Source organism: Planosporangium flavigriseum, from assembly GCF_011947225.1.
Lineage (GTDB): Bacteria > Actinomycetota > Actinomycetes > Mycobacteriales > Micromonosporaceae > Planosporangium > Planosporangium flavigriseum.
Genome location: NZ_JAATVW010000004.1, coordinates 355,293 through 377,047, shown reverse-complemented (window position 1 = coordinate 377,047; position 21,755 = coordinate 355,293). Strand labels below are relative to the sequence as shown.

The 21,755-nt window shown below is 70.4% G+C and carries 26 protein-coding genes; 8 read left to right on the top strand and 18 right to left on the bottom strand.

Annotation, left to right across the window (positions count from 1 at the left end; translation table 11 throughout):
• The first annotated feature begins 82 nt into the window (after positions 1–82).
• The gene (locus HC028_RS08860; RefSeq protein WP_168075032.1) at positions 83–319 is read left to right on the top strand and encodes a hypothetical protein; all 237 of its coding nucleotides are present in this window, start codon (positions 83–85) and stop codon (positions 317–319) included.
• Here HC028_RS08860 and HC028_RS28105 read toward each other — a convergent pair.
• Both HC028_RS28105 and HC028_RS08850 read right to left on the bottom strand, forming a co-directional pair.
• Positions 316–1,632: a PrsW family intramembrane metalloprotease gene (locus tag HC028_RS28105; RefSeq protein ID WP_168075030.1), complete on the bottom strand. Its 1,317-nt coding sequence runs from the start codon at positions 1,630–1,632 to the stop codon at positions 316–318. The two genes, HC028_RS08860 and HC028_RS28105, sit on opposite strands and share 4 nt — an antisense overlap.
• Positions 1,629–2,177 (bottom strand): hypothetical protein, encoded by a 549-nt coding sequence (locus HC028_RS08850; RefSeq protein WP_168075028.1) that lies wholly within the window; start codon positions 2,175–2,177, stop codon positions 1,629–1,631. The genes HC028_RS28105 and HC028_RS08850 overlap by 4 nt, the downstream gene beginning before the upstream one ends.
• Positions 2,178–2,346: 169 nt before the next feature.
• On the opposite strand from HC028_RS08850, the gene HC028_RS08845 reads away from it, so the two are divergent.
• Positions 2,347–2,568, top strand: coding sequence for a DUF397 domain-containing protein (locus HC028_RS08845; RefSeq protein WP_168075026.1), 222 nt, complete (start codon positions 2,347–2,349; stop codon positions 2,566–2,568).
• 108 nt (positions 2,569–2,676) lie between these two features.
• Positions 2,677–3,330, top strand: coding sequence for a TetR family transcriptional regulator (locus HC028_RS08840; RefSeq protein ID WP_168075024.1), 654 nt, complete (start codon positions 2,677–2,679; stop codon positions 3,328–3,330).
• Here HC028_RS08840 and HC028_RS08835 read toward each other — a convergent pair.
• The 4 genes from HC028_RS08835 to HC028_RS08820 all read right to left on the bottom strand — a co-directional run bounded on the left by HC028_RS08835 (position 3,296) and on the right by HC028_RS08820 (position 7,320).
• The gene (locus HC028_RS08835) at positions 3,296–3,838 is read right to left on the bottom strand and encodes an RNA 2'-phosphotransferase (protein ID WP_168075022.1); all 543 of its coding nucleotides are present in this window, start codon (positions 3,836–3,838) and stop codon (positions 3,296–3,298) included. The genes HC028_RS08840 and HC028_RS08835 overlap by 35 nt on opposite strands.
• Positions 3,839–3,853: 15 nt before the next feature.
• Entirely contained in the window at positions 3,854–5,173 is a 1,320-nt protein-coding gene (locus tag HC028_RS08830; RefSeq protein WP_168075020.1) for a gluzincin family metallopeptidase, read from the bottom strand.
• A 52-nt stretch (positions 5,174–5,225) separates the two neighbouring features.
• Entirely contained in the window at positions 5,226–6,419 is a 1,194-nt protein-coding gene (locus HC028_RS08825) for an ABC transporter substrate-binding protein (RefSeq protein WP_168075018.1), read from the bottom strand.
• Between the two features lie 79 nt (positions 6,420–6,498).
• Positions 6,499–7,320, bottom strand: coding sequence for an alpha/beta hydrolase family protein (locus HC028_RS08820; protein ID WP_168075016.1), 822 nt, complete (start codon positions 7,318–7,320; stop codon positions 6,499–6,501).
• A 111-nt stretch (positions 7,321–7,431) separates the two neighbouring features.
• Between HC028_RS08820 and HC028_RS08815 the strand changes: the two genes are divergently transcribed.
• Entirely contained in the window at positions 7,432–8,016 is a 585-nt protein-coding gene (locus HC028_RS08815) for a bacterial proteasome activator family protein (protein ID WP_168075014.1), read from the top strand.
• On the opposite strand, the gene HC028_RS08810 is transcribed toward HC028_RS08815, so the two are convergent.
• From HC028_RS08810 to HC028_RS08780, 7 genes are all read right to left on the bottom strand, one after another.
• Positions 8,013–8,810: an HAD family hydrolase gene (locus HC028_RS08810; RefSeq protein WP_168075188.1), complete on the bottom strand. Its 798-nt coding sequence runs from the start codon at positions 8,808–8,810 to the stop codon at positions 8,013–8,015. The two genes, HC028_RS08815 and HC028_RS08810, sit on opposite strands and share 4 nt — an antisense overlap.
• A gap of 2 nt (positions 8,811–8,812) precedes the next feature.
• Positions 8,813–9,646, bottom strand: a complete 834-nt coding sequence (locus tag HC028_RS08805; protein WP_168075012.1) for an HAD family hydrolase — start codon at positions 9,644–9,646, stop codon at positions 8,813–8,815.
• Positions 9,647–9,735: 89 nt separating this feature from the next.
• Positions 9,736–10,998 (bottom strand): serine--tRNA ligase, encoded by a 1,263-nt coding sequence (serS, locus tag HC028_RS08800; RefSeq protein WP_168075010.1) that lies wholly within the window; start codon positions 10,996–10,998, stop codon positions 9,736–9,738.
• A gap of 11 nt (positions 10,999–11,009) precedes the next feature.
• The gene (locus HC028_RS08795) at positions 11,010–11,675 is read right to left on the bottom strand and encodes a hypothetical protein (RefSeq protein ID WP_168075008.1); all 666 of its coding nucleotides are present in this window, start codon (positions 11,673–11,675) and stop codon (positions 11,010–11,012) included.
• The gene (locus tag HC028_RS08790; RefSeq protein WP_168075006.1) at positions 11,665–13,257 is read right to left on the bottom strand and encodes a phytoene desaturase family protein; all 1,593 of its coding nucleotides are present in this window, start codon (positions 13,255–13,257) and stop codon (positions 11,665–11,667) included. The genes HC028_RS08795 and HC028_RS08790 overlap by 11 nt, the downstream gene beginning before the upstream one ends.
• Before the next feature lie 56 nt (positions 13,258–13,313).
• Positions 13,314–14,447, bottom strand: a complete 1,134-nt coding sequence (locus HC028_RS08785) for a polysaccharide pyruvyl transferase family protein (protein ID WP_168075004.1) — start codon at positions 14,445–14,447, stop codon at positions 13,314–13,316.
• Between the two features lie 239 nt (positions 14,448–14,686).
• Positions 14,687–15,199, bottom strand: a complete 513-nt coding sequence (locus HC028_RS08780; RefSeq protein WP_168075002.1) for a hypothetical protein — start codon at positions 15,197–15,199, stop codon at positions 14,687–14,689.
• A 47-nt stretch (positions 15,200–15,246) separates the two neighbouring features.
• Between HC028_RS08780 and HC028_RS08775 the strand changes: the two genes are divergently transcribed.
• The 3 genes from HC028_RS08775 to HC028_RS08765 all read left to right on the top strand — a co-directional run bounded on the left by HC028_RS08775 (position 15,247) and on the right by HC028_RS08765 (position 16,920).
• The gene (locus HC028_RS08775) at positions 15,247–15,672 is read left to right on the top strand and encodes an OsmC family protein (protein WP_168074999.1); all 426 of its coding nucleotides are present in this window, start codon (positions 15,247–15,249) and stop codon (positions 15,670–15,672) included.
• 108 nt (positions 15,673–15,780) lie between these two features.
• Complete coding sequence (locus HC028_RS08770; protein ID WP_203981142.1) at positions 15,781–16,128, top strand: metallopeptidase family protein; 348 nt, start codon at positions 15,781–15,783, stop codon at positions 16,126–16,128.
• A 60-nt stretch (positions 16,129–16,188) separates the two neighbouring features.
• Entirely contained in the window at positions 16,189–16,920 is a 732-nt protein-coding gene (locus HC028_RS08765) for an AIM24 family protein (RefSeq protein ID WP_168074995.1), read from the top strand.
• A gap of 12 nt (positions 16,921–16,932) precedes the next feature.
• Here the strand turns inward: HC028_RS08765 and pheA are convergent, their stop codons facing one another.
• The 5 genes from pheA to HC028_RS08740 all read right to left on the bottom strand — a co-directional run bounded on the left by pheA (position 16,933) and on the right by HC028_RS08740 (position 20,334).
• A complete protein-coding gene (gene pheA, locus HC028_RS08760; RefSeq protein ID WP_168074993.1) occupies positions 16,933–17,874 on the bottom strand; it encodes a prephenate dehydratase in 942 nt (313 codons plus the stop codon).
• A gap of 45 nt (positions 17,875–17,919) precedes the next feature.
• Complete coding sequence (locus tag HC028_RS08755) at positions 17,920–18,450, bottom strand: hypothetical protein (protein ID WP_168074991.1); 531 nt, start codon at positions 18,448–18,450, stop codon at positions 17,920–17,922.
• Positions 18,451–18,475: 25 nt separating this feature from the next.
• Positions 18,476–18,865: an ACT domain-containing protein gene (locus tag HC028_RS08750; protein WP_168074989.1), complete on the bottom strand. Its 390-nt coding sequence runs from the start codon at positions 18,863–18,865 to the stop codon at positions 18,476–18,478.
• Positions 18,866–19,011: 146 nt separating this feature from the next.
• Positions 19,012–19,440 carry a PAS domain-containing protein gene (locus tag HC028_RS08745; RefSeq protein WP_168074987.1) on the bottom strand — a complete coding sequence of 143 codons (429 nt, stop codon included), beginning with the start codon at positions 19,438–19,440 and terminating at the stop codon, positions 19,012–19,014.
• A 204-nt stretch (positions 19,441–19,644) separates the two neighbouring features.
• Positions 19,645–20,334 carry a nuclease-related domain-containing protein gene (locus HC028_RS08740; protein WP_239075246.1) on the bottom strand — a complete coding sequence of 230 codons (690 nt, stop codon included), beginning with the start codon at positions 20,332–20,334 and terminating at the stop codon, positions 19,645–19,647.
• Positions 20,335–20,513: 179 nt separating this feature from the next.
• Between HC028_RS08740 and HC028_RS08735 the strand changes: the two genes are divergently transcribed.
• Positions 20,514–21,710, top strand: a complete 1,197-nt coding sequence (locus HC028_RS08735) for an arginine deiminase (protein WP_168074985.1) — start codon at positions 20,514–20,516, stop codon at positions 21,708–21,710.
• Positions 21,711–21,755 lie beyond the last annotated feature (45 nt).

Below are 21,755 nucleotides of genomic sequence, written 5' to 3'. Positions count from 1 at the left end.
TCACTCACGGCGCTGATTCCGCCCTGCGCCGGATGGGTACGTTCCGGTAGAGCGGATTACCGACGTCGATGGAGGAGCTGGGATGAGCGAGAGCGTGGAGACCAGGGGCGACGACCGTATCGAGTTGGCGGTGCGCGACGCCAACAACGACGGAAAGCCGGACCTGTGGGTCGTCGACACCGACGGCGACGGGCAGGCGGACCTGTTCCAGTTCGACACCGACGGCGACGGCGAGGTCGACATCACGATCGTGGACCGCACCCAGGACGGCATGCCGGACGAGGTGATCGACGGCGACGGCGGCCTGCCTCCCCGTTAGGTCAGCGCACGCAGCATCAGCCCCAGACCGAGCGCGCCGACAACGGCGACCCAGCCGCCGATCAGCCACATGACCGTACTGCCGGCGAAGGGCCGGCGGCTGCCCGGTGTCGCGACGTCGAGGGCGGCCAGGGCGTGGCGGGCGGACAGGACCTCCCGTACGCGGACGGTGGCGGCCGGAGTCAACCGGTCGCCGTCGGCGAATCCGCTGGGGCCGCTGGCGCCGGCCACGCCGCGACTCAACTCGACCGCCAGCCGCGCCTGGCACTCGTACAGGTGCCGCGCCGCCCGCTCGCCGGCCGCCCCGGCCCGGGCGTACGCGGCCCGGCGCAGCGCCGCCTGCCCACCGAGCGAGCAGATCGCGCGCAACTCGGTGGGCGTCACGACCCGGGAATCGCCGAGCGCCTCCAGCAGGGAGGCGTAGTAGCCGGCCTCCCGCCGCCGGGCCAGGTGCGCCAGCACCAGCGCCAGCGCGAGGACCGGACCGCCCTTGACCAGGAGCGCGACGATCTGGCCGGGCGTACCGAAGCCGAATCCGTCGGCGAGCAGGGGCGAGTTCCACGCGAAGTGGCACAGCCAGGCCCCGCCGAGACACAGCGCCACGACGCCGGCGCGTACGGCCCGCGAGCGGTCGACCCGCACGACCGCGTACCCGACGCCGGCGCCGGCGAGGGCCGTGAACACGGTGTGGCTCCACGGCCCGGCGAGGACGCCCCGGACGATGAACGTGCTGAACACGAGGTCGACCCGGTCACCGGCGCCCGCGGTCTGCACCGCGTTCGCCGCGTAGGAGACGTTCTCCACCACCTGGTAGCCCAGGCCGATCATCGCGCCGTACACCATCCCGTCCACGACACTGTTGATCTGCGCCGTGGCCAGCAGCACGATGACGGCCAGCCCCAGGAACTTCAGGATCTCCTCGACGATCGGCCCGACGAGCGCCGGGCCCCACGCCGCCGCGAACCGTGGCGACACAAGCTTCGCGACCAGACTGTCGGCGGCGAGGTTGCCGGGTACGGCGGTGGCCGTGACGACCACCGCACCCCAGGCGAACGCGGTCGCCAGCAGGACCGGTGGCTCGCGTTCGAGGTGGTCGAGGTTGACGATGAAGACGACGAACGGCACGGTGTACAGCGCGAACAGGACGATCGCGGTCACCGTCGCGACGGGGTAGCGGGCGAGCGCCGGAGCGACCATGGCGGCAAGCCGGACCGCCCCGATCGAAAGCGCCCCGACGAGCAGCCAGAACACCGGCAGGCGTACGGCCCTGCGAAGGTCACCGGCGAGCAGTCTCGGGCGTACCGGCGCCGTCACGCCGTCCTCGCGATGCTCGCGGCGGCCGCCCGGAGAGCTGGCAACACGGTGGTCAGCTCGCCCGGCGGTCCGCTCGCCGTGGCGTCCACGACCGTGGTGGCGTCGAAGACGCGTACCGCGTACCAGCCGTGGTCGGGCCCCGCGCGGAACCGGCCGGCGCGGGCCCCGGCGGGGGCGGGCTCGTCGGTCGCGATCGCACTGGCGCCCAGCCCGTCACGCAGCCGGGTGCGCAGCCGGTCCGCGGCGGCGTCCAGGGTGAGCCGGTCGGCGCTGACCAGGATCGCGAACCGTACCCGCCCGACCAGGAACACCGCGCGTCCGGAGTCGCGACCGGGCCGGGTCTGGCTGACGTCGAGGAGGGCACCGGGGGGCGGGATGACGGTGACCGTGTCGGTCACCGGGTATGCCACTCCGAGCGGCACCGCCCGGTCCCGTGGCAACGCCCGGTCCAGCGCGGGGAGCCCCATAGTGATCGCCGCGATGACAGCCAGAATCCCCAGGCTGTACAGGGCGTTTCGGCACAGCCCGGCGTGCGGGACTCCCATACTTCGACGGTATCTACCATTTGCGGCATCTGGGAGCGACGAACCGCGCCATCCAGGCAGGGATCGTCATCCGTTCGGCCACCCTTTCCGTCCCGTCCCGGTGATCACCGCCTCCGGCCATGATCACCGGGAGTTTTGGGCGCGATGACGCCACAAAGTCTGGGTGATCATGGGGACAGGTTTCGCAGGTGCCACGCCGCGAACAGGAAACCGCCGGTGGTCCACTCGATCCGGCGGAACCGGTGGGCAGTGCGTCGAGATTCGTCGGCACGACGGGCAGATCCAGGTCCGCGACAGCAAGGCCAACGGTACCGGGCCAATCCTGACGTTCACCCGGGACGAGTGGGCGGCGTTCCTCGACGGCGCTCGCGAGGGCGAGTTCGATCTCTAGAGACGGACTGCCCCCATGATCCTGAAGGATCCGAGGCGCTATGACCCCTCAGAGTCTTCATGATCATGGTCAACGTGGGGGACGCGAGGCGCGTGCCACCATGAGAGGGTGGTGACCGTTCCCGGAACTCCCCGTCCGATCTGCGGACGGCGCGAGCGGAAGAAGCAGGAGACGCGCGCCGCGTTGGAAGCGGCGGCGCTGCGGCTCTTCGCCGAACGCGGGTACGAGCGCACGACCGTCGAGGACATCGCCGACGCCGCCGAGGTCGCGGTGCGCACCTTTTTCAGGTACTTCTCGTCCAAACAGCACGTTTTGTTCGGAGATGTAGCGCACACAATCGTCAGTCGACTTCGGGCCGCCCTCGCCGAGCGGCCGGCGGGCGAGCCCCCGGTCGAGGCCGTCCGCGCCGCGATGGACACCGTCGACATCGCCGACTACGACCAGCACCGCCAGATCAGCGCCCGCATGCGGATCGTGCAGCAACTGCCGGAACTGCTCCCCGCGTACCAGATGATCTTTCATGAGATGCACGAGGCGATCGCCGAGTTCGTGGCCGCCCGCACCGGCGAGAGCGTGAGCGCCCTTTACCCGCAGCTACTCGCCGGTGCCGCCACGCTGTCGGGACGGGCGGCGCTGTGCGAGTTGGACAACGACGAGGCGAGTCCACAGCGGCTGCGCGAGGTGCGCCACCACGCCTACGACGCCTTGACCAGCGGGCTCGGCCAGATCAGCGCAGGTACCGCGGCGGGACGTGATCGGTGAGCCACACGCCGTTGGCGCTGCGGTAGAACTGGTGGCCGTCCGCGGCCATCGCGGCCGCGTCGACGGTCAAAATTTCCACGGGACCTCGCCTACGCGCACCGACCCGCTGAGCGGTCGAGAGATCACCTGACAGGTGTACGTGGTGGCGACGCGCCTTGCGCAGCCCCTCGGCCCGGATCGACGGCACGGCAGCGGCCGAGGTGCCGTGGTAGAGCACCGGCGGTGGGGTGACCGGCGTGAGCCCGAGGTCGATCGGGATGGAGTGGCCCTGGCTGGCCCGGATCCGGTCCCGCCCGTCCGGCCCGGCCTCGACCGCGAAGCGCCGCTTGTCGTTGCCGGCCAGGACGGTGTCGAGCTCGGCTCGGCCTACCCGCACCCCGTGCGCCGCCAGGGCGGCGAGCAGATCGTCGACCGCCACCCAACCGTTCCGGTCGAGGGTCAGCCCGACGCTGTCGGGGCGGTGGCGCAGCACGTACGACAGCCGCTTCGAGAGCCCAACCAGGTCCATCACGCTCCAGGCTAGTCAGCCGGCGCGCACCTTCTCCACGTAATTGACGTACTGCCGGTCGAGGGTGGCCGTGTCGATGCCGAGCACCTGCTTGACCGCGTCGCCGCTGCCCGACGCCTCGTACAGGGCGAGCAGCCTGGCCTCACCGTACTTCTCGACGATCATGCGGCAGGCCAGCCAGCCCAGCACGTAGTTACGCGGGTCGCCGTAGAAGTTCGCCGACGGCGGAGTGCTCCCGGCCGGGAAGCCTTCCAGCGACCGCCGTACGAACGAACTGGGCACCTGCTCCGGCTCGTACGCGACGTACTCGGCGAACCCCTCCACCAGCCACAGTGGCGTCTCGTCGGTGGTCACCGACCCCATCGCGGCGTGGGCGAACTCGTGGGTCAGGTCGTGGGCCAGTTCGGTCGGGTCGGCCTCGAACTCGTGCGGGTTGAACACGACGCGGGTGGCCGCGTACTTCGGCTTGGCGCGCCAGTCCGGGATCTCCGCGTAGTACGGCACCGCGATCGCCGCGACGTTGACGACGTGATCGGGGTTCTGGGTGAAGTATGTGGTGAACAGCCGCGGGTCCTGTACCGCCGTGATGAGGACCTTGCCGACCCAGCCGCCCCGGCGTACGGCCGCGACCTGGTCGAGTCCGGTCTCGGCCATCCGCAGCAGGTCCGGCGCCCGGTTCGCGTCGCCCGCCGACAGCACCAGGACGACCCGTGCGCTGCGCGCCACGGTGATCTCACCGGTCTCCCAGGCCTGTCCGTTCGTACCCGTCGGCAGCCTGCCGTCCGACGCCACGCCGGCCAGCCGCCACCGGCCGGCCACGACGCCCACGATGGGCACCCACGGCGCCGCCACGGGCTCGGTGTCCACCCCGTCGATGCGGTAGAGCACCGTCACGGCCGCCGTCTGCACCCGTCCCTGGTAGCGGTCGCGGACGGCGGTGGGGATGAGCGCGTCGTAGCGGACGGGCTGTTCGAGGGAGTAGCGGAACTCGGCCAGCGGGAGCTTGGTCAGGTTGTCGAACTGCTGCTCCTGCTGGCGCTTGAACGCCTGGTCGGCGCCGTCCACGTCGGCGAGGAACGCCTGCCTGTCGCGGTCCCGGACAGCCTTCGCTCGCCGCTCGAGCAGCGCCGTCAGCGCGACCCGGCGGACCTCCGGGCGCAGGTCACCGACGAACGCCGCGCCGGTCGCCCCACCGCTACCCCGGATCGTCGCGATCGCGGTCGCCCCACCCGAGACCGTGAGGACGGCGGCGAGGGCCAGCAGCGCAGCCAGGATCGTCGAGCACCAGCCGCGCCGGGGACGCGGCGGTAACGACTGCGGGCACCCGGGACGCACCGCGCAATCTTGGAGGATGGCGGGCGTACCTGTCGAGCCGCCCCGCTGTGTGCTACCCGAGAGTGGTCAACGGCGACAGGACCGTGTTCGCCAGCGTGCCCCCGTCCTGGCGGACCTGCCGCAGGTACCACATCTGCAGCGGGGTGCGGTTCTGGTTGAACTGCCAGGATCCGCGCGGGCTGTCGATCGACCCGATCTTGCCGAGCGCGAGGTTGACGGCCTGCGGGTTCAGGTCGCCGGACCCGACGACACTGATCGCCTTGTCCAGGACGAAGGCCGCGTCGTACGACGCCATCGCGTACGCGGTGGGGACGTTGTTGTACGCCTTCTGGTACGCGGAGGCGAACCGCCGATTGGCGTCATTGTCCAGATCTGACGAGTAGTTCATCGAGGTGTAGATGCCGCGCGCGGCGTCACCCTGCTGGCGTAGCAGGACCCCCTCCGTGAGGAAGCCCGGCGCGTACAGGTCCTGGGTCAGCCCCAGCTGCCGGTACTGCTTGACGAACTCGACCGCGAGCGACCCCGCGTAGAAGCACAGCACGGCCTTGGCCCGGGAAGCCTTGATGGTGTTGAGGTACGGCTGGAAGTTCGTGGTCGGCGTGGGGCTGAACGGCGTGTAGATCGGTTCGCCCGCCACCTCCTTGCCGTACGCGGAGAGGAAGCCGTTGAGCTCATCGTGCCCGGCCTGGTAGTCCGGCGCGATCAGGGCGACGGGGCCGTTGCCGACCTTGCTCGCGACGAACCGTCCCAACGCCGTGGCCGGTTCGTCGTTGACGTAGGAAGTACGCCATATGTACCGGACGCCTCGAAGGGTGGTCGGTGAGGCGTTGGAGCCAATGAGCGGGATCTGCGAGTTCTCGACAAGCTCCCGAACCGCGACCATCGACGCCGAGCTCGCCACACCGGACAGCGCGAGGACGTTTTCCTGCTTGATGAGTCGCTCGACGGCCGCCTTGCCGGACTCGGCGGTCTCCCCCTCGTCGACGATGACCAGGTTGACCGGGTGCCCGGCCAGGCGCCTGTCGTTGAGGTCCAGGTAGAGCTGGAAGCCGTTGAAAAGCTCGTCGCCGACCGTCTTGAAGACGCCCGACCGCGGCACGACCAGGCCAATCTTCACGGCCGGAAGATCCGCCACGACCGGCTGCTGGCTCCCGCCGTTGCACGCGGACAGGATGGGTGCCACCGCGCCGCCGGCCCCGAGCGCAGCGAGTGCCTTCAGCGCGCGCCGACGGGTGAACTCGGACAAGTGATCCTCCGTAAAAGATCGACAGGGCCCAGCCAATCGGCAACCCCGTTGCGGGTTCTACCTGCTTTCGCGGTAGGCGTCAATCGTCATCAACGTCCCGCTCGACCGAGAGCCGGTGTAGCGCGCCAAGTACGGTGGACCATACCGCCGAGCGGGGGTCGATCACTGCGAAGTGTTCGGTATCCGGCAACTCGATGAGGGCCGGGTGATCACCGGCCATGCGCGCACCGTTTACATAGGAGCGCCCCACCTCCACCGGCACCCGGTCGTCCTCGGTGCCGAACACGAGAACCGCCGGCACCCCCGCCGGCAGCAGGCGCATCGGGTCGCACGCCTCGTACCGGTCGGGTACCTCGTCGGGGCCGCCACCGAGCAACGCCGCCACCGCCCCGTCACCGAGCCCGAGCCGGTGGCCGAGGGCGAGGTCGGCGACCGGCGCGAGCGCGAGCACCCCGCGTACGGGTGTCGCGGGCCGACTTGCGTACCACAGCGCCAGCTGACCGCCGGCCGAGTGGCCGGCGAGGACCGGCCGGTCCAGGTCGGGGACGCGGCAGCCCTGCGCGGCCAGGGCCTCGGCGATGAGCCCGGGGGTACGCGCGACCGCGGCCGACACGTCCGTGAAGGTGCCCGGCCAGCCGCCGCCGTCCTGCCCGATCCGCCGGAACTCGATCGTGGCGACCGGGTATCCGCGGGCGGCGAGGTCGACGGCGAGCGGCGCGGTGTGCGCCCGGTCGAACTCGGCCATCCAGAACCCGCCGTGGATGAAGATGACCAGGGGACCGGTCGGGTCGCCGGCCGGCAGCCGTACATCCACGACGTGCTCCGGATGGTCGCCGTAGCGGACCGTGAAGTCGGGGCCTGGCGCCCACCGGGCGAGGATCTCGCGAGGGTCGGCCGTCATCGCCTCAGCCTGCCACGATCGGTTTGGTCGACCCGGCTCCTGGGGCAAACTTGTCACGATCACGGGGAGCGCCTTGCGGATCGACCGCAGCCATACGTAAGGATTGGAGCCATGGCCGACAACGAGGAGCAGCCGAACCGCCCGGACGTCGAGCAGAACCGCACCGTACTCGTGGTGGGGCCGGACGGTCGTCCCGTCGGCACCGTCGACCTCGAGCAGGAGCAGGGCGACGAGGGCGAGGACCCGAGCAAGCTGATCGAGCAGCCGGCGAAGGTGATGCGCATCGGCAGCATGATCAAACAGTTGCTGGAGGAGGTCCGCGCCGCTCCGCTGGACGAGGCGAGCCGGCAGCGCCTGCGCGACATCCACAGCCGATCGATCATCGAGCTGGAGGAGGGGCTCGCCCCGGAGCTACGCGACGAGCTGAGCCGGCTGGCGCTGCCGTTCGAGGAGAACAGCACCCCCAGCGAGGCTGAGCTGCGGATCGCTCAGGCCCAGCTGGTTGGCTGGCTTGAAGGGCTGTTCCACGGCATCCAGGCAGCGCTGATGGCCCAGCAGATGGCCGCCCGCATGCAGTTGGAGCAGATCCGCGGCGGAAACCGGCACGCGCTGCCCGCCGGCGCGGCCGCCCGGATGATGCCCGGCATGATGCCACCGAACCAGCAGCCGGACGGTGGCACCGGCCAGTACATCTAGGCGTCGAGCAGGCGCTCCAGGTACGCCGCGACCCCGTCGGCGTCGTTGGCCGCGGTCACGTCGTCGGCGGCCGCGAGCACCGCCGGGTGTGCGTTGGCTACCGCCACGCCACGCCCCGACCACGCGAACATCGGCAGGTCGTTGGGCATGTCGCCGAACGCGACGACCTCGTGCGGCGCCACGCCGAGCCGTTCGGCCACCCACGCCAGGCCGGCCGCTTTGGTCACGCCCGCGGCCGACACTTCGACGATGCCGCTCGACGACGAGTGGGTGGCCTCGGCGACCCCCTCCAGCAGGTCGGCCACCAGCGCGGTGAACGCATCCGGCGGCTGCGCACCCGCATTGACCAGCAGCTTCGCGGCTGGCTGGGCGGCGAGTTCTTGAATGTGGACCTCGTGGACCCCGTCACCCCGGATCTCCCAGCCGCCGACCTCGTACGCCGGCTCGTGCAGCATCACCCGCCCGCCATCGGTCTCGACCGCGAACCGCACGCCGGGCACCGCCGACCGCAGCCGGGCGCACGCCTCCGCGATGGCCGCCGGCTCGAGCGGCCTCGAGTGCAGGACCTTGTCGTCGACCGGGTCGTAGACGGCCGCGCCGTTGGCCACCACGGCGAGCGGCTGGATCGGCAGGTGCTCGTACACGGGGTACAGCCAGCGGATCGGACGCCCGGTGACCAGGACGACAGCCCCGCCGAGCCCATGGACCCGCTCGAGGGCGGCGACGCTGCGGACACCGATCGTGAAGTCGTTTCGTACCAGCGTCCCGTCCAGGTCCGTGGCCACCAGCCGCATTCTCACGCCGACAGCATGGCATCCAGATAGACGGCGACTCCGTCGGCGTCATTCGACCCGGTGACCTCGTCCGCCACCGCCAGCACCTGAGGGTGCGCGTTGGCGACGGCGACCCGACCGAAACCCGCCCAGTCGAACATCGGCAGATCGTTGGGCATGTCGCCGAAGACCAGCACGTCGGCCGGGTCCATGCCCAGGACCTGCGCCACCACCGACAGGCCGGTGGCCTTGTCCACGCCCGGTGGGCAGATCTCGATGTACCCGAGCCCGGCCTGGGTCACCGTCGCGATCGACGGATCGATCAGCCGGCGGGCGACCTCGACCAACTGGTCGGCGTCGTAGCTGTCGTGGTAGGCGAACCCCTTGATCACGCGGCCGACGAGGGCTTCCGCCCGTACCCTCGCCTCCACGACCTCGGGGTATCGCCACGCCGGGTGGACGTCTCCCCACAGCGGCGACCGGGGCTCGTCACTGGCCTCCACCAGCACGGACAGCGGGCCGATCTCGCGCTCCAGGGTCGCCAGCAACTCAGCCAGCACGTCGCCGTCGAGGCGCTCGTCGCGTAGCACCAGCGGCACGTCGGGGTCGGTCAGGTCGATGACCCGGCTGCCGCCGCCCATGACCAGGAAGTCCGCGGTCGGGATGTCGGTGCGTACCAGTTCGATCAGGCGGGGGCCACGGCCGGTGGCGCCGACGATCGGGATGCCGGCGGCTTTGACCCGGGCCAGCACCTCGAGCGTGTACGCGCTGACCGTGTCATCGCTGCGCACCAACGTGCCGTCGAGATCGGTCGCGATCAGCTTGGGCAGGCCAGGCCTGGTCTGGTGCCTGATCATGCTCGCCTCCTGGCGTAAGCGGGCAGCAACCGTACCTCGCCAACAGGTGAGCCCGCCCACATCAGGGCGAAATCGGCCCGAACAGCGGACTACCGGTTGGTCGGCTCCAGGACGTCGCGACCGCCGAGGAAGGGCTGGAGAGCCTTCGGTACCCGTACCGAACCGTCCGGCTGCTGGTGGTTCTCCAGGATCGGGATCAGCCAGCGGGTCGTGGCCAGGGTGCCGTTGAGCGTCGCCGCGAACTGCGTCTTGCCCTCTTCGTCGCGGTACCGGATGTTGAGGCGCCGGGCCTGGTACGTCGTGCAGTTCGACGTGGACGTGACCTCACGGTACCGGCCCTGTGACGGCACCCACGCCTCGATGTCGAACTTGCGCGCTGCGCTCGAGCCGAGGTCGCCGGCCGCCACGTCGATCACCCGGTAGGGCACCTCGACCTTGGCCAGCATCTCCTCCTGCCACGCGAGCAGCCGCTGGTGCTCGTCGTGTGCCTCCTCCGGCCGCACGTACGAGAACATCTCCACCTTGTCGAACTGGTGCACCCGCAGGATCCCGCGCACGTCCTTGCCGTACGAGCCGGCCTCCCGACGGAAGCACGTCGACCAGCCGGCGTAGCGGCGCCCCTGGTTCAGGTCGAGGATCTCGCCGCTGTGGTACGCCGCGAGCGGGACCTCCGACGTGCCGACGAGGTACAGGTCGTCGGCTTCGAGCCGGTACACCTCGCTGGCGTGCTCGCCGAGGAACCCGGTGCCCTCCATCGCCTCCGGCTTGACCAGCACCGGCGGGATCACCGGCGTCAGCCCGTGCTCGACGGCCTGCTGGATCGCCAGCTGGAGCAGACCGAGTTCGAGCAGGGCGCCCACCCCGGTCAGGTAGTAGAACCGGCTGCCGGACACCTTCGCACCGCGCTCGACGTCGATCGCACCGAGCGCCTCACCGATCTCCAGGTGGTCGCGCGGGTTGTCGATGCGCGGCTTGTCGCCCACTTCCCGCAGTACGACGAAGTCGTCCTCGCCGCCGGGCGGGGCGCCCTCCTCGACGACGTTCGGCACGGCCATCTGCGCGCGGCGCAGGGCGGCGTCGGCGGCGTCGGCGGCGGACTCCGCCTCCTTGACCTGCTGGGAAAGCTCCTTGGTACGCGACAGCAGCGCTTCCCGCTCCGCGCCCTGCGCCTTCGGCATCTGCTTGCCGAGCTGCTTCTGCTCGGCGCGCAGCGCTTCGAAGCGGGCGACGGCCGACCGGCGGGCCTCGTCGGCGGCGAGCAGCGCGTCGACGGCGTCCTCCGAGGCACCGCGGGCACGCTGGCTGGCTCGCACCAGATCGGGATTTTCTCGTACCAAGCGCAGGTCAATCACGATGCGTGAGCTTACCGTTCTGACTGTCGTCCGCCCACTTCGATATCGGTGTGCGGATCGCGTGCCCACAACGCCGGGTCCGTGGTCGGGGCCGCGGTGACCGTCAGGTCCGCGGGCCCGACCGGCTCGGCCTCGGTGGCTGGCGTGGCGCGCCGGCGCAGCCACAGCGGAACGCCGCCGGCCAGCAGCAGCGCGAGGGCGAACATCACCAGCGCGGCGTACGCGCAGTACACGCCGGTCTCCAGGTGACTGGCCAGAGCCGTCTGGGGGAAGGTGCCGCGGAAGAGCCCGCTGCGTTTGATCGTGCGGGTCATGCCGATGAGCAGCGCCAACTCGCCACCGACCAGGCCGAGGCCGGCCGCCACCACGACCCGCCGGGCAGCGCCGCGTACGGCGAGCGCGGTCGCCACGGCGCCGAGCACCATCAGCCAGCCGAGGTTGAAGATCTCGGTCGGCAGGGGCAGTTCGACGAGGCTCCGCTCCAGCCGGCCGCCGGTACTCGTCGGGAAATCCTGTTGCAGCGGACTGGTCGTCGCGGACAGCCACGGCAGCAGTTGCGCGGCGACGAGCAGGCCGAACCCGGCCAGCGCGCAGCCGAGACCGGCTCCGCGTACGACCGTCACGGGGACTCGCTCCCCACCGCCGTTTTCGATGATGCTCGGCTGCTCACTCCCCATCGGCTGCCTTCCGTCGGCTGTCGCGTAAGACCTGGCGGACCACGTTGCGCCCGGGGATACCGGTCACCCCGCCGCCGCCGTGCGTGGCGGATCCGGCCTGGTAGAGCCCGCGTACCGGGGTGCGCAGGTCGGCGTACCCGGCGGCGGGCCGGCAGTGGAACATCTGCCCCGGCGTCAGCTCGCCGTGGAAGATGTTGCCGCCGACGAGCCCGTACTCGCGCTCCATGGTGTCCGGGCCGATGACCTGCCGTCCAATGATCGAGTCGATGAACCCCGGCGCGACCGCCTCGATCCGGGCGGTGAGCCGGTCGGCGTACGCCGTGAGCTCGTCGGGGTCCGGGTTCCGGGCCCAGGTGTGCGGCACCCACTGGGTGAACGCGCTGACGACGTGCTTGCCCCGCGGGGCGAGTGAGTCGTCGAAGACCGACGGGATGCAGATGTCGGCGAACGCACTTGTCGCCGCCCGCCCCGCGACCGCCTCCTGGTAGGCGTTCTCCACGTCGTCGAGCGACTCGGCCAGGACGATCGTGCCGCCGTAGATCGACGGGTCGTAGTCGGGGTGCGCGGTGAACGTGGGCAACGTGTCGACCGCGAAGTTGATTTTGACCGTGCCCGAGCGGGTCTGCCAGGACTCGATGTCGGCGACGAAGTCCTCGGGTAGCTGCGACCGCTCCACCAAACGCAGGAAGGAGATCTTCGGGTGGGCGGTGGTGATGACGGTGCTCGCCGCGATCTCCTCACCCGACTCCAGGGTCACCCCGCGCACCCGGCCGGCGTCGACGTCGATGCGGCCCACCGGCGCCCCGGTGCGGATCTCCGCGCCGAACGCTCTGGCGGCACCGGCGAGCGCCTGCGTCACACCGCCCATGCCGCCACGCGGAAACCCCCAGGCCGTGTCACCGACATGGTGGTGCAGCATCACGTACGCCGTCCCGGCGCTGCGCGGGCCGGCCCAGGTGCCGATCACGCCGGAGACGCTGAGCAGGCCGCGCAGCGCGTCGCTGGCGAAGCGCTCCTCCACCAGGTCCGCGATGCTCGCCGTGAACAGCCGGGTCAAATCGAACGCTTCGCGTACGTCGACCTTGCGCAGCTTCGCTGCCAGGGCGACCTGTCCCAGCAGGTCCCGTGGCTTCTTCGAGCCGAGCTTCGGCGGGATTGACTCCAGCAGCGGGCCGACGAGGCCGCCCAGCCTCTCCAGCCAGGCGTTCCATCGTTCGTAGGCCTCGGCGTCCCGGCTGGAGAACTTCGCGATCTCCTTCGCCCGCGCCACCGGATCGTCGGGCAGCGACAGGTACCCGCCGTCGCGGCGGGGCGCGAAGTACGGCCCCTGCGGGTACACGCGGTAGCCGTGCTCTCTCAGCTTGAGGTCGCGCACCATCTGCTGCGGCAGCAGGCTCACCACGTACGACAGCGAGGTCACAGTGAAGTCCGGGCCGAACGGATGCTCCGAGACCGCCGCCCCGCCGACCGTGTGGCGGCGTTCGCAGACGAGCACCCGGCGGCCCGCCTTGGCGAGGTACGCCGCGGCCACCAGGCCGTTGTGGCCGCCGCCGACCACGATCACGTCGTACGCGTTCGACATCCTGTGATCGTGCCCGGCAGTCATGATCTTCTCAACCGCCGGATCGGGCTCGGCCGTCACGCCGGGACCGGCATGATCCGTTCCAGGTGTTGGCTCAGGCGCTCGCCGGTCAGGGCGGCGCGCTCACGCAGCCCCGCCAGCCGGCTGGTGGTATCGCGGATACGCAGCCAACGTTCGTCCCACAGCCGATCCACCTCGGCGAGGAGCGGACCGGCCGCCTCGCGTACGACGCCGCCCAACGAGGGAGCGCCGATCTCCTTGGCGAAGTCGAACACCTTGCCGGCGTAGGGCAGCGGGAGCACCGGAACCCCGGCGATAGCGGCGAAGATCAGAAAGTGCAGGCGCATGCCCACGGCCAGGTCGAGGTGGCGCATCAGCCCCAGCACCTGGCACGGCCGGTAGTTGTTGTTCAGCACGCGGCCTCGATCCGCCGCGGACATGTACGACAGCACGGCGTGCGAGTGGGCGATGTCCTGCCGCTCCATCGGTACGAACACCAACTGCGCGTCCAGCCGGTGGACCAGGAAGTCGGCGACGTGGGCCAGCAGTTGGTGGTACGCGTCGACGTCGAGGCTCTGGGCCGCCCGACCCGGCTCGCGCACGCTCATCCCGATCATTCGCCACCCGTCGGGTACCCCCTCCGTCCGCAGCGCGTCCCGGCAGAACTCCTCGGGTTGCAGGAGCATCGCGGGATCGGCGGTCACCGTCACCGGACAGCGCACCCCGGCCTCCTCCAGAGCCAGCTTCGACCCCTCGTCGCGCACGGTGACCTCAAGCGCCTTCTGCAGGGTCTCCCTGGTCAATCCGCAGTCGACGCCGTCGGTGAGCGGCCCGGCGCCCACCGCGTAGGTGAACACCGGCACCCCGCACTCCTGCGCCTCCGCCACCAACCTCAGATAACGGCGGGCCTCGGTGTTGTACAGGATCCCGCCGCCGCCGAGAATCAGCAGGTCGAGCCGGCACAGCGCCTCCGCCATGCGCTCGCGGTTCACACCCTCCCATCCGGTGGCCTCGATGTCCGGGAAAGCCACTTGGGTGTACTCCGGGTTGCGGGAGAACACAACGACGTGAGCGTCGGGCCGACGCTGGCGCAGATCTCCTAGCAGGCTCGTCAGAATCGCCTCGTCGCCAAGGTTCATTCCACCGTAGGAGCCGAGGACCCCGACGGTCGGGCCGTTTGCGTTTGTCATTGCGTTCCTTGGCCTCAGGCACTGCCTCGCGACACTTCCCACCCACGTGCCAGCGAAGGAACGGCCGCACCCGCCTCTCGTCACGGATCTGCGCCCCTAGTGGGGCTCGCCTTGCCTACCCCCACGCGCGCGGCGAAAACGCAGCTGGCCATGTTTGTGCGCGCACTGATACACCAGACACCTGACCCGGGTGCGGAGCGGACCTGGACCTTCCCCTCTTCGTGGGGCGGGCGCCCTGCTCATTCCGTGAGCGGGGCGCCCGCCCCAGCAACGGGAGCGTGGTGCCGTCGACGCCCCAGCGCCACCGCGCCCGCGCCGAATCCGAGCAGCGGGCCGGCGGCCAGGCCGAGCCACACCCCGTACGCCGTCTCCCCGGTTATCTCCAGACCGGCGAGCCCTATCGCGTCGATCCGGCCCGCGGTGGTGGCGACACCGTTCGCCAGGGCGATGACGAGCACCGCGGTGACGATGCCAAGGCTCGGCGCCACGCTGAGGGCCAGCTTGACCGCTCGCCCGGTGTCCAGCGCGGCGATCGCGAGCAGGCCCGCGAGCAGGCCCAGCGCGAGCAGGTACCACGTACCGCCGGGCACCTGGAACACCGCGGCCGACACCGGGTCGGGGGCGGGCTGCCCGCCGAGCACGGTGCCACGTGCCCGGTACCGGCCCCACGGAACGGCCAGCGACGCGATCCCGGCGCACAGACCGGCCCCGCCCAGCAGAGCACCGGTCGCGGTGGAAAGTGGGCGCGGCATCAGTGGATCGTCGCACCCGTCCAACCGAATGGGCTAGCGTCACACTTATGCCAACTCGTACATCATCTGCCCGCTGGCAGGGTTCGCTCAAAGAAGGCGCCGGCACCATGGCGCTCGGCTCCGGGGCCTTCGAGGGGCCGTACTCGTTCCCTTCCCGCTTCGAGGACGGCCAGGGGACCAACCCGGAGGAGCTCATCGCCGCCGCCCACGCCGGCTGCTTCTCGATGGCGTTCGCCAACGCGCTGTCCCAGGCCGGCCACGTACCGAACTCGGTCGACACCCGGGCCAGCGTTCACTTGAACAAGACCGATGCCGGCTTCGGCATCACCCGGATCGACCTGGTCACGCAGGGAAGCGTGCCCGGCATCGACGAGGCCGAGTTCCAGAAGATCGCCGAGCAGGCGAAGGTGAACTGCCCGGTCTCCAAGGCGCTCGCCACCGTCGAGATCACGCTCGACGCCACGCTGGTCTGAGCCTTCCGTACCACCGATAACCGGCGCTCCACGCGGTCGACGCGTGGAGCGCCGGTCTGCATCCAGCCCCTTACCCTGGCGACGTGCCGGCACAATACGTATGTGCCGATAGAGATGGCCCGTACCCGGTTCGAAGAGCTGGTGGGTGAAGCGCTCGACGAGGTCCCCGCCGAACTGCTCGGGCTCATGGACAACGTCGTGATCCTGGTCGAGGACGATCCGCCCGCCGACGATCCGTCGCTGCTGGGCGTCTACGAGGGGTACGCCCTCACCGAGCGGGGCTGGGACTACTCCGGCGTACTGCCCGACCGGATCATCATCTATCGCAACCCCATCCTGGCCATGTGCTCCACCGACGACGAGGTGGTCGAGGAGGTGGCGGTGACCGTCGTGCACGAGATCGCCCATCACTTCGGCATCGACGACGCGCGGCTGCACGAGCTCGGCTGGGGCTGAGGACTTGACCAGGCCACCTATTGTCACGATCGTCGCACAGAACGGAAGGAAGTAGAGCCAATGCGTAGCGCACTGTTCGCCGCCGAGAACCTGGAGAAGGAGTCCGCCCAGCCCGGCCTACGGCTGCAGAACTCCAAGATGCTGAAGGTGGAGCTCAACGGCGAGGTCATGGCGCGCACCGGCGCGATGGTGGCCTACCAGGGGCAGATGCAGTTCCAGGCGCTCGGCGCGGGCGGCATGGGCAAGTGGCTCAAGCAGAAGCTCACCGGCGAGGGCGTACCGCTGATGAAGGTCTCCGGGCACGGCGATCTCTTCCTGGCCAACCGCGCCCATGACGTGCACCTGATCGACCTGGAGCCGGGCGACGCGATCACGATCAACGGCGCGAACGTGCTCGCGTTCGAGCCGACGCTGAAGTACGAGATCCAGATGGTCCAGGGCCTGGGCATGCTGTCGTCCGCCGGCATGTTCAACTGCGTCTTCACGGGCCACGGCCGCATCGCCATCACGACCGACGGCACCCCCGTCGTCCTGAACGTGGACGCCCCGACGTACGCGGACCCGCAGGCCGCGATCTGCTGGTCGGCGAACCTGCAGACCGGGTACCACCGCGCCGACCAGCTCGGGATCGGCACGCTGATCGGCCGCACCACGGGCGAGGCGTTCACGATGAGCTTCGCCGGCCAGGGCTTTGTCGTCGTGCAGCCCTCGGAGGAGGTCCTGGGCGGGCTGTCCGGAAACGGCGGCGGGCAGCAGAGCCAGGGCGGCCTGCTCGGCGGCCTCTTCGACTGACGTTCTCTCCGCTTAGAGGCCTTCGCCGGCCCGGATCCTCGCCAGCCACGACGCCGCGTCGGCGAAGTCGGCGTCGGCGGTGCCCGTCGGCGCGGGCGTCGGCCGGTCGGCGCCGGCCCGCGGGTACGAGCCGAGGAAGCGTACGTCCGCGCAGACCCGGCGCAGGCCCTGCAGCGCCTCGCCCATCCGCGCCTCCGCCACGTGCCCGGAGCAGTCCAGGAAGAACACGTACCGGCCCAGTCGCTCGCCGGTCGGGCGGGACTCGATCCGGGTGAGGTTGACGCCGCGTACCGCGAGCTCGGTGAGGACCGCGAGCAGCGCGCCCACCCGGTCATGGGCGATGTACACGGCGAGCGTGGTCAGGTCGTCTCCGGTCGGCGCGAGCGGCGGTCCGGGCCGCGACACCAGGGCGAACCGGGTCACCGCGTCGGCGTGGTCGGCGATGTCCTTGGCCAGCACCGTCAGCCGTGTCCGCTCGGCGCCGATCGGCGCGCAGATCGCCGCGTCGTGCTCGCCGGCCGCCGCGGCCTGCGCGGCGGCACCGTTGGAGAGCACGTCGATGACCGCGGCGCCGGGCACGTTCTCCCGGAGCCACCGCCGGCACTGCGCGCTGGCCTGCGGGTGGGCGGCGACCGACCGGATCCCGGCCAGCGGCGTGCCGGTCCGCGCGCCGAGGACGAACTGCACCGGAATCACGACCTCGCGCGTGATGACCAGTGGTTCCCCGTCGGCCAGCTCGTCGAGCGTCACGCCGACGGAGCCACCGATCGAGTTCTCCAGCGGTACGAGCGCCGCGTCGGCGTCACCGGCGCGGACCGCGTCGAGCGCCTCCGGCACGCTGCGCGCGGGCGTGCGGCTGCCGTGCTCGGCAGCGGGGATCGTACGCAGCGCCTGCTCGGCGAAGGTCCCTTCGGGGCCGAGGAAGACGAAGCGGGTCGGCGGTACGCCGGGCATGGCGATGCCCCTCTCTTAGTGCGACATCGAGGAGATTATCCCGGTTCACCGGCAGCGTGCGGCAGCCACGATGCCCGCGGGCGCCGCGCCCACCACTTCCGGGATGCACACGTACGTGCCGGCGGTGACGACCGTCAACGCCCCGCCACTGCCCCGGGTCACCACCTGCAGCGCCTCCCGACCGGGCACGTTCATCACCGTGTACTGCCAGGAGCCGGCACACAGCGGGCCGCTCACGATCTTCGGTGCCACCTCCGCCGGCAACAGATTCCGGTCCCGGCGCAGCGCGGCGATCACCCGATCGGCACCGGGACCGCCCGCGCAGGGGGATGCGCTGGCCTCGGATAGCGCGGTGACAGCCGGCAGGGGGTCCACCGGCCCGGGCGTCGCGCTCGCCCCCTCGCCGGGCCCTGCGGTCGCCTCGGCCGCGGGCTCTTCGCTGGGCGACGCCGAGATCCCCGGACCGACCTGCGCATCCGGCGACGGAAGGGGCACGACCCGCCCGCAGCCGGCCGCGGTCCCGACGACCACCGTGATCAGCAGTGCTGCGCGTACCCACGTCCTCGGCTCACGCACGATGTCTCCCGGCTTCTGGGCGGTGCTAGACCGAGACGCGGTGCCCCGCTGCCGTGAGGGCGGCAATCGCCTCGTCCAGTCGTACCGACGGAACCAGAAGATAGTCCGTGTCGTACGTGGAGAACGCAAAGATATTGACCCGGGCGTTGGCCAGCGGGCTGATGATGGAGGCCAGGATGCCGGTGAGCGCCAGATCCACCGGCCCGGAGACGCGGAGGCAGCGCCAGGGCGTCTCACAGGTGGCGTCCTCGGGCAGCTGCGCCGCCGGGCACATGATGGAGACCTCTTCGGGTGTCCAGGTCACCGAGACCACCGCACCTTCGCCGGCTCGCGCCAGCAGATTCTGCGGCAGCGGGGAGCCGGCCGGCAGGCGGCAGACAGCGTAGTCGTCGCTCAGCAGCTCCAGGTCCAACATGCAAGGAGAGTACGGGTCAACCGGCGGCTGAACCCAGCGGAAACCCGTTGCATGGGACTAACGCAACAGTGGTGATCTCCAATATGTGCCGAAAACACATCAACCGTCACAATGCGACAGTCGGGGCTGGAGCAGCAACCAAAGGTTCAGACCGGGCAGAAGAAGGTAAGTGAACCGACCTGTCCGGCGCTGTCGCATACCGGGGTGGCGATCGCGTCCACAGTACGGGGCCCGTCGCGGCACTCGACCCGCATGAGGCCGCGGGCCAACTGCCCGGAGTCCAGAGCCAGCAGCGGCGGTATCTTCCTCAGCTCACCCTGGCCGAGCGCACGCATCGAATTCGAGAAGTCGAGCAGGTGGAGAACCTCGAGCAGGGGCCGGTCGATCGGGGGCCGGTCGAGCCCGAACATCTCCTGACAGGCCGGTGACAGCGCCACGACGATGGATTCGGCATCGATGACGAGGCTGGACTCGGCGGCGTCGGCGACCGCCTTGGCCCAACGGCCCAGTGACGACCGGGCCGAGGGGCGCCGGAGCGCCACCGGCTCGGACAGCGACAGTTCGACGTGAGGCACGGCACCTCCTCAGGCGGCCAGGATGCGCAGCGGTTCAGTCAGCCTTGTCATCATCGGCGCTCGATCCGGCACCGTGCCACCGGTGCGGAAAATCGAGGCGGCGTTCGCGCCCGCTCGAGCAGCGCCGGGACGCCGTTGGACGATCGGGGGACTGACACTGCCTCGCGCCATGCGAACTGAGGTTACCCGGCCACAGATCTCTTGTCAGGGTCGCTTGTCCACAGAATTATCACCCTCCGGATACCAGCGGTACCGCTCCGCGAGGGGGACGTACGGCGCGTTTATCCAGGTCGCCGGGTCGGCAGCCAGGGCATACAGCTTGTCGACGGTGCCCGGGGCGAGCCGGTGACCACGCGCGTTGAGCACCCGACCCAGTTCCTCGTACGACGAGATGATTACGCCTTTGGGCATGCCGTACACGCTGATCATCCCGCTGCCGGCGAACGCGAGCACCGGCATCACCGGAACGGAGACGCCCGCGATCCGCGACAGCGCCGTCGCCGTGAGCCTCGCGATCCTGCGGACCTCCTGGACGCACTTCGGCCGCCGGCCGTCAATCTGCACCACGTCGCCGGCGAAACTGACCCTGCTACGTCCGTGATTCTTGACCACGACCGCGAAAATGCCGCCCGGCCCGACCGCGAGGAAGCTCATCGCGTCCGAGCCGGCGGTGGGCTGGAGATCGAGCACTCGCCAGCCGCCCCCGAGCGTCTCGAGCCCCTGCGCCGTACGCTGGCGAGCCAGCTCGGCCCGCCGGCTCTCCCGCTCCGCGCGTCGACTCCGGATCCACTCCAGCGGCGATGGTCGGATCTCCACGAGCGGCGTGGCCGATGCGTACCCTTCGGCAGCGGACCGAAGATCGGGGCCGTCTCCGGCGTGGAGGAAACTCGACATCAGGCACCTCCGTGCTCGTGGGCGGGCTGTATCTGTACAACTACGTTAGGTATCAACTTACAAGAACATCGATGAGTGAGTGGGAGTGAGTCCGGATGAATGCCGCATTCATTCCAAGATTCTAAATTCACATGGTGCCCAAAAGGCCCATAGGGGACTGCTCGATAGGGTGATAGCTCGTGAGCCATTACGTCGACAGCGAGGTCGGCCGGCTGGGCACCGTGCTGCTGCACCGGCCCGGCCGCGAGCTGGCGCGGCTGACCCCACGCAACAACGACTCGCTCCTTTTCGACGGCATTCCGTGGGTCGGCCGGGCGCAGGAGGAGCACGACAAGTTCGCCGCGGCCCTGCGTGACCGTGGCGTCGAGGTGCTCTACCTGGCGGACCTGCTCACAGACGTGCTCGGGACAGCGTTCGCGCGGGCCGAACTGACCGAGGCCGTGCTCTCCGACGTACGCCTGGGTGACACGCTGCGCGCCGAGGTCGCCGTGCACCTCGCCGATCTCGACCCGGCGGGCCTGGCCACCGTCCTCATGGCCGGGCTGGCCCACGAGGAGCTGCGCACCGGCAGCGGCCTCGTGTACTCACTCCTGGACCGGCACGACTTCATCATCGATCCGCTACCCAACCTGCTGTTCACCCGTGACTCATCGGTCTGGGTGGGCGGGGAGGTCGCCGTCACCAGCCTCGCCATGCCGGCCCGCAGCCGCGAGACGACGCTCACCCACGCCATCTACCGCCACCATCCCCGGTTCGCCGGCACCCCGCTGGTGTACGAGCCGGGGCTGGAGCACCTCGAGGGCGGCGACGTCCTGCTGCTGGGGCCCGGCGTGCTCGCCGTCGGGGTCGGGGAGCGCACCCGACCCGCCGGCGCCGAGCGGCTGGCCCGCCGCTGCTTTGCCCGCGGGCTGGCGCACACCGTCCTCGTCGTACCGATCGCCCAGGAGCGCGCCACGATGCACCTGGACACCGTCTGCACGATGGTCGACGTCGACGCGGTCGTCATGTACCCGAACGTGGCCGACAGCCTGGAGGCCTGGACCGTCACCGCCGGTGAGGACGACGAGCTGCGGATCTTCCCGCCGGAGCCGTTCCTGACGGCGGCCGCCAAGGCGCTCGGCATCGACACGATGCGCGTCATCGACACCGGCCTGGACCCGATCACCGCTGAGCGCGAGCAGTGGGACGACGGCAACAACACCCTCGCCATCGCGCCCCGGCTGTGCGTCGCCTACGAGCGCAACGTCGAGACCAACGCCCAGCTGGAACGGGCCGGCATCGAGGTCATCCGGATCAGCGGTTCGGAGCTCGGGTCGGGCCGGGGCGGACCGCGCTGCATGTCCGCCCCGGTGAACCGCGCGCCGCTCGGCCACTGACCTGTCCCCGATTCGCACCCGCGGCACTCAAGATCCGCGCACGGC

Bases quoted from the DNA above. Each gene is read 5' to 3' on its own strand.
- HC028_RS08775 (WP_168074999.1), top strand. From the start codon at position 15,247: ATGCCAACTCGTACATCATCTGCCCGCTGGCAGGGTTCGCTCAAAGAA.
- pheA (WP_168074993.1), bottom strand. From the start codon at position 17,874: ATGCCCGGCGTACCGCCGACCCGCTTCGTCTTCCTCGGCCCCGAAGGG.
- HC028_RS08750 (WP_168074989.1), bottom strand. From the start codon at position 18,865: ATGTTGGACCTGGAGCTGCTGAGCGACGACTACGCTGTCTGCCGCCTG.
- HC028_RS08860 (WP_168075032.1), top strand. From the start codon at position 83: ATGAGCGAGAGCGTGGAGACCAGGGGCGACGACCGTATCGAGTTGGCG.
- HC028_RS08835 (WP_168075022.1), bottom strand. From the start codon at position 3,838: ATGGACCTGGTTGGGCTCTCGAAGCGGCTGTCGTACGTGCTGCGCCAC.
- HC028_RS08785 (WP_168075004.1), bottom strand. From the start codon at position 14,447: ATGACAAACGCAAACGGCCCGACCGTCGGGGTCCTCGGCTCCTACGGT.
- HC028_RS08805 (WP_168075012.1), bottom strand. From the start codon at position 9,646: ATGATCAGGCACCAGACCAGGCCTGGCCTGCCCAAGCTGATCGCGACC.
- HC028_RS08820 (WP_168075016.1), bottom strand. From the start codon at position 7,320: ATGACGGCCGACCCTCGCGAGATCCTCGCCCGGTGGGCGCCAGGCCCC.
- HC028_RS08790 (WP_168075006.1), bottom strand. From the start codon at position 13,257: ATGTCGAACGCGTACGACGTGATCGTGGTCGGCGGCGGCCACAACGGC.
- HC028_RS08765 (WP_168074995.1), top strand. From the start codon at position 16,189: ATGCGTAGCGCACTGTTCGCCGCCGAGAACCTGGAGAAGGAGTCCGCC.
- HC028_RS08780 (WP_168075002.1), bottom strand. From the start codon at position 15,199: ATGCCGCGCCCACTTTCCACCGCGACCGGTGCTCTGCTGGGCGGGGCC.
- HC028_RS08845 (WP_168075026.1), top strand. From the start codon at position 2,347: ATGGGGACAGGTTTCGCAGGTGCCACGCCGCGAACAGGAAACCGCCGG.
- HC028_RS08740 (WP_239075246.1), bottom strand. From the start codon at position 20,334: ATGTCGAGTTTCCTCCACGCCGGAGACGGCCCCGATCTTCGGTCCGCT.
- HC028_RS08850 (WP_168075028.1), bottom strand. From the start codon at position 2,177: ATGGGAGTCCCGCACGCCGGGCTGTGCCGAAACGCCCTGTACAGCCTG.
- HC028_RS08810 (WP_168075188.1), bottom strand. From the start codon at position 8,810: ATGCGGCTGGTGGCCACGGACCTGGACGGGACGCTGGTACGAAACGAC.
- HC028_RS08815 (WP_168075014.1), top strand. From the start codon at position 7,432: ATGGCCGACAACGAGGAGCAGCCGAACCGCCCGGACGTCGAGCAGAAC.
- HC028_RS08795 (WP_168075008.1), bottom strand. From the start codon at position 11,675: ATGGGGAGTGAGCAGCCGAGCATCATCGAAAACGGCGGTGGGGAGCGA.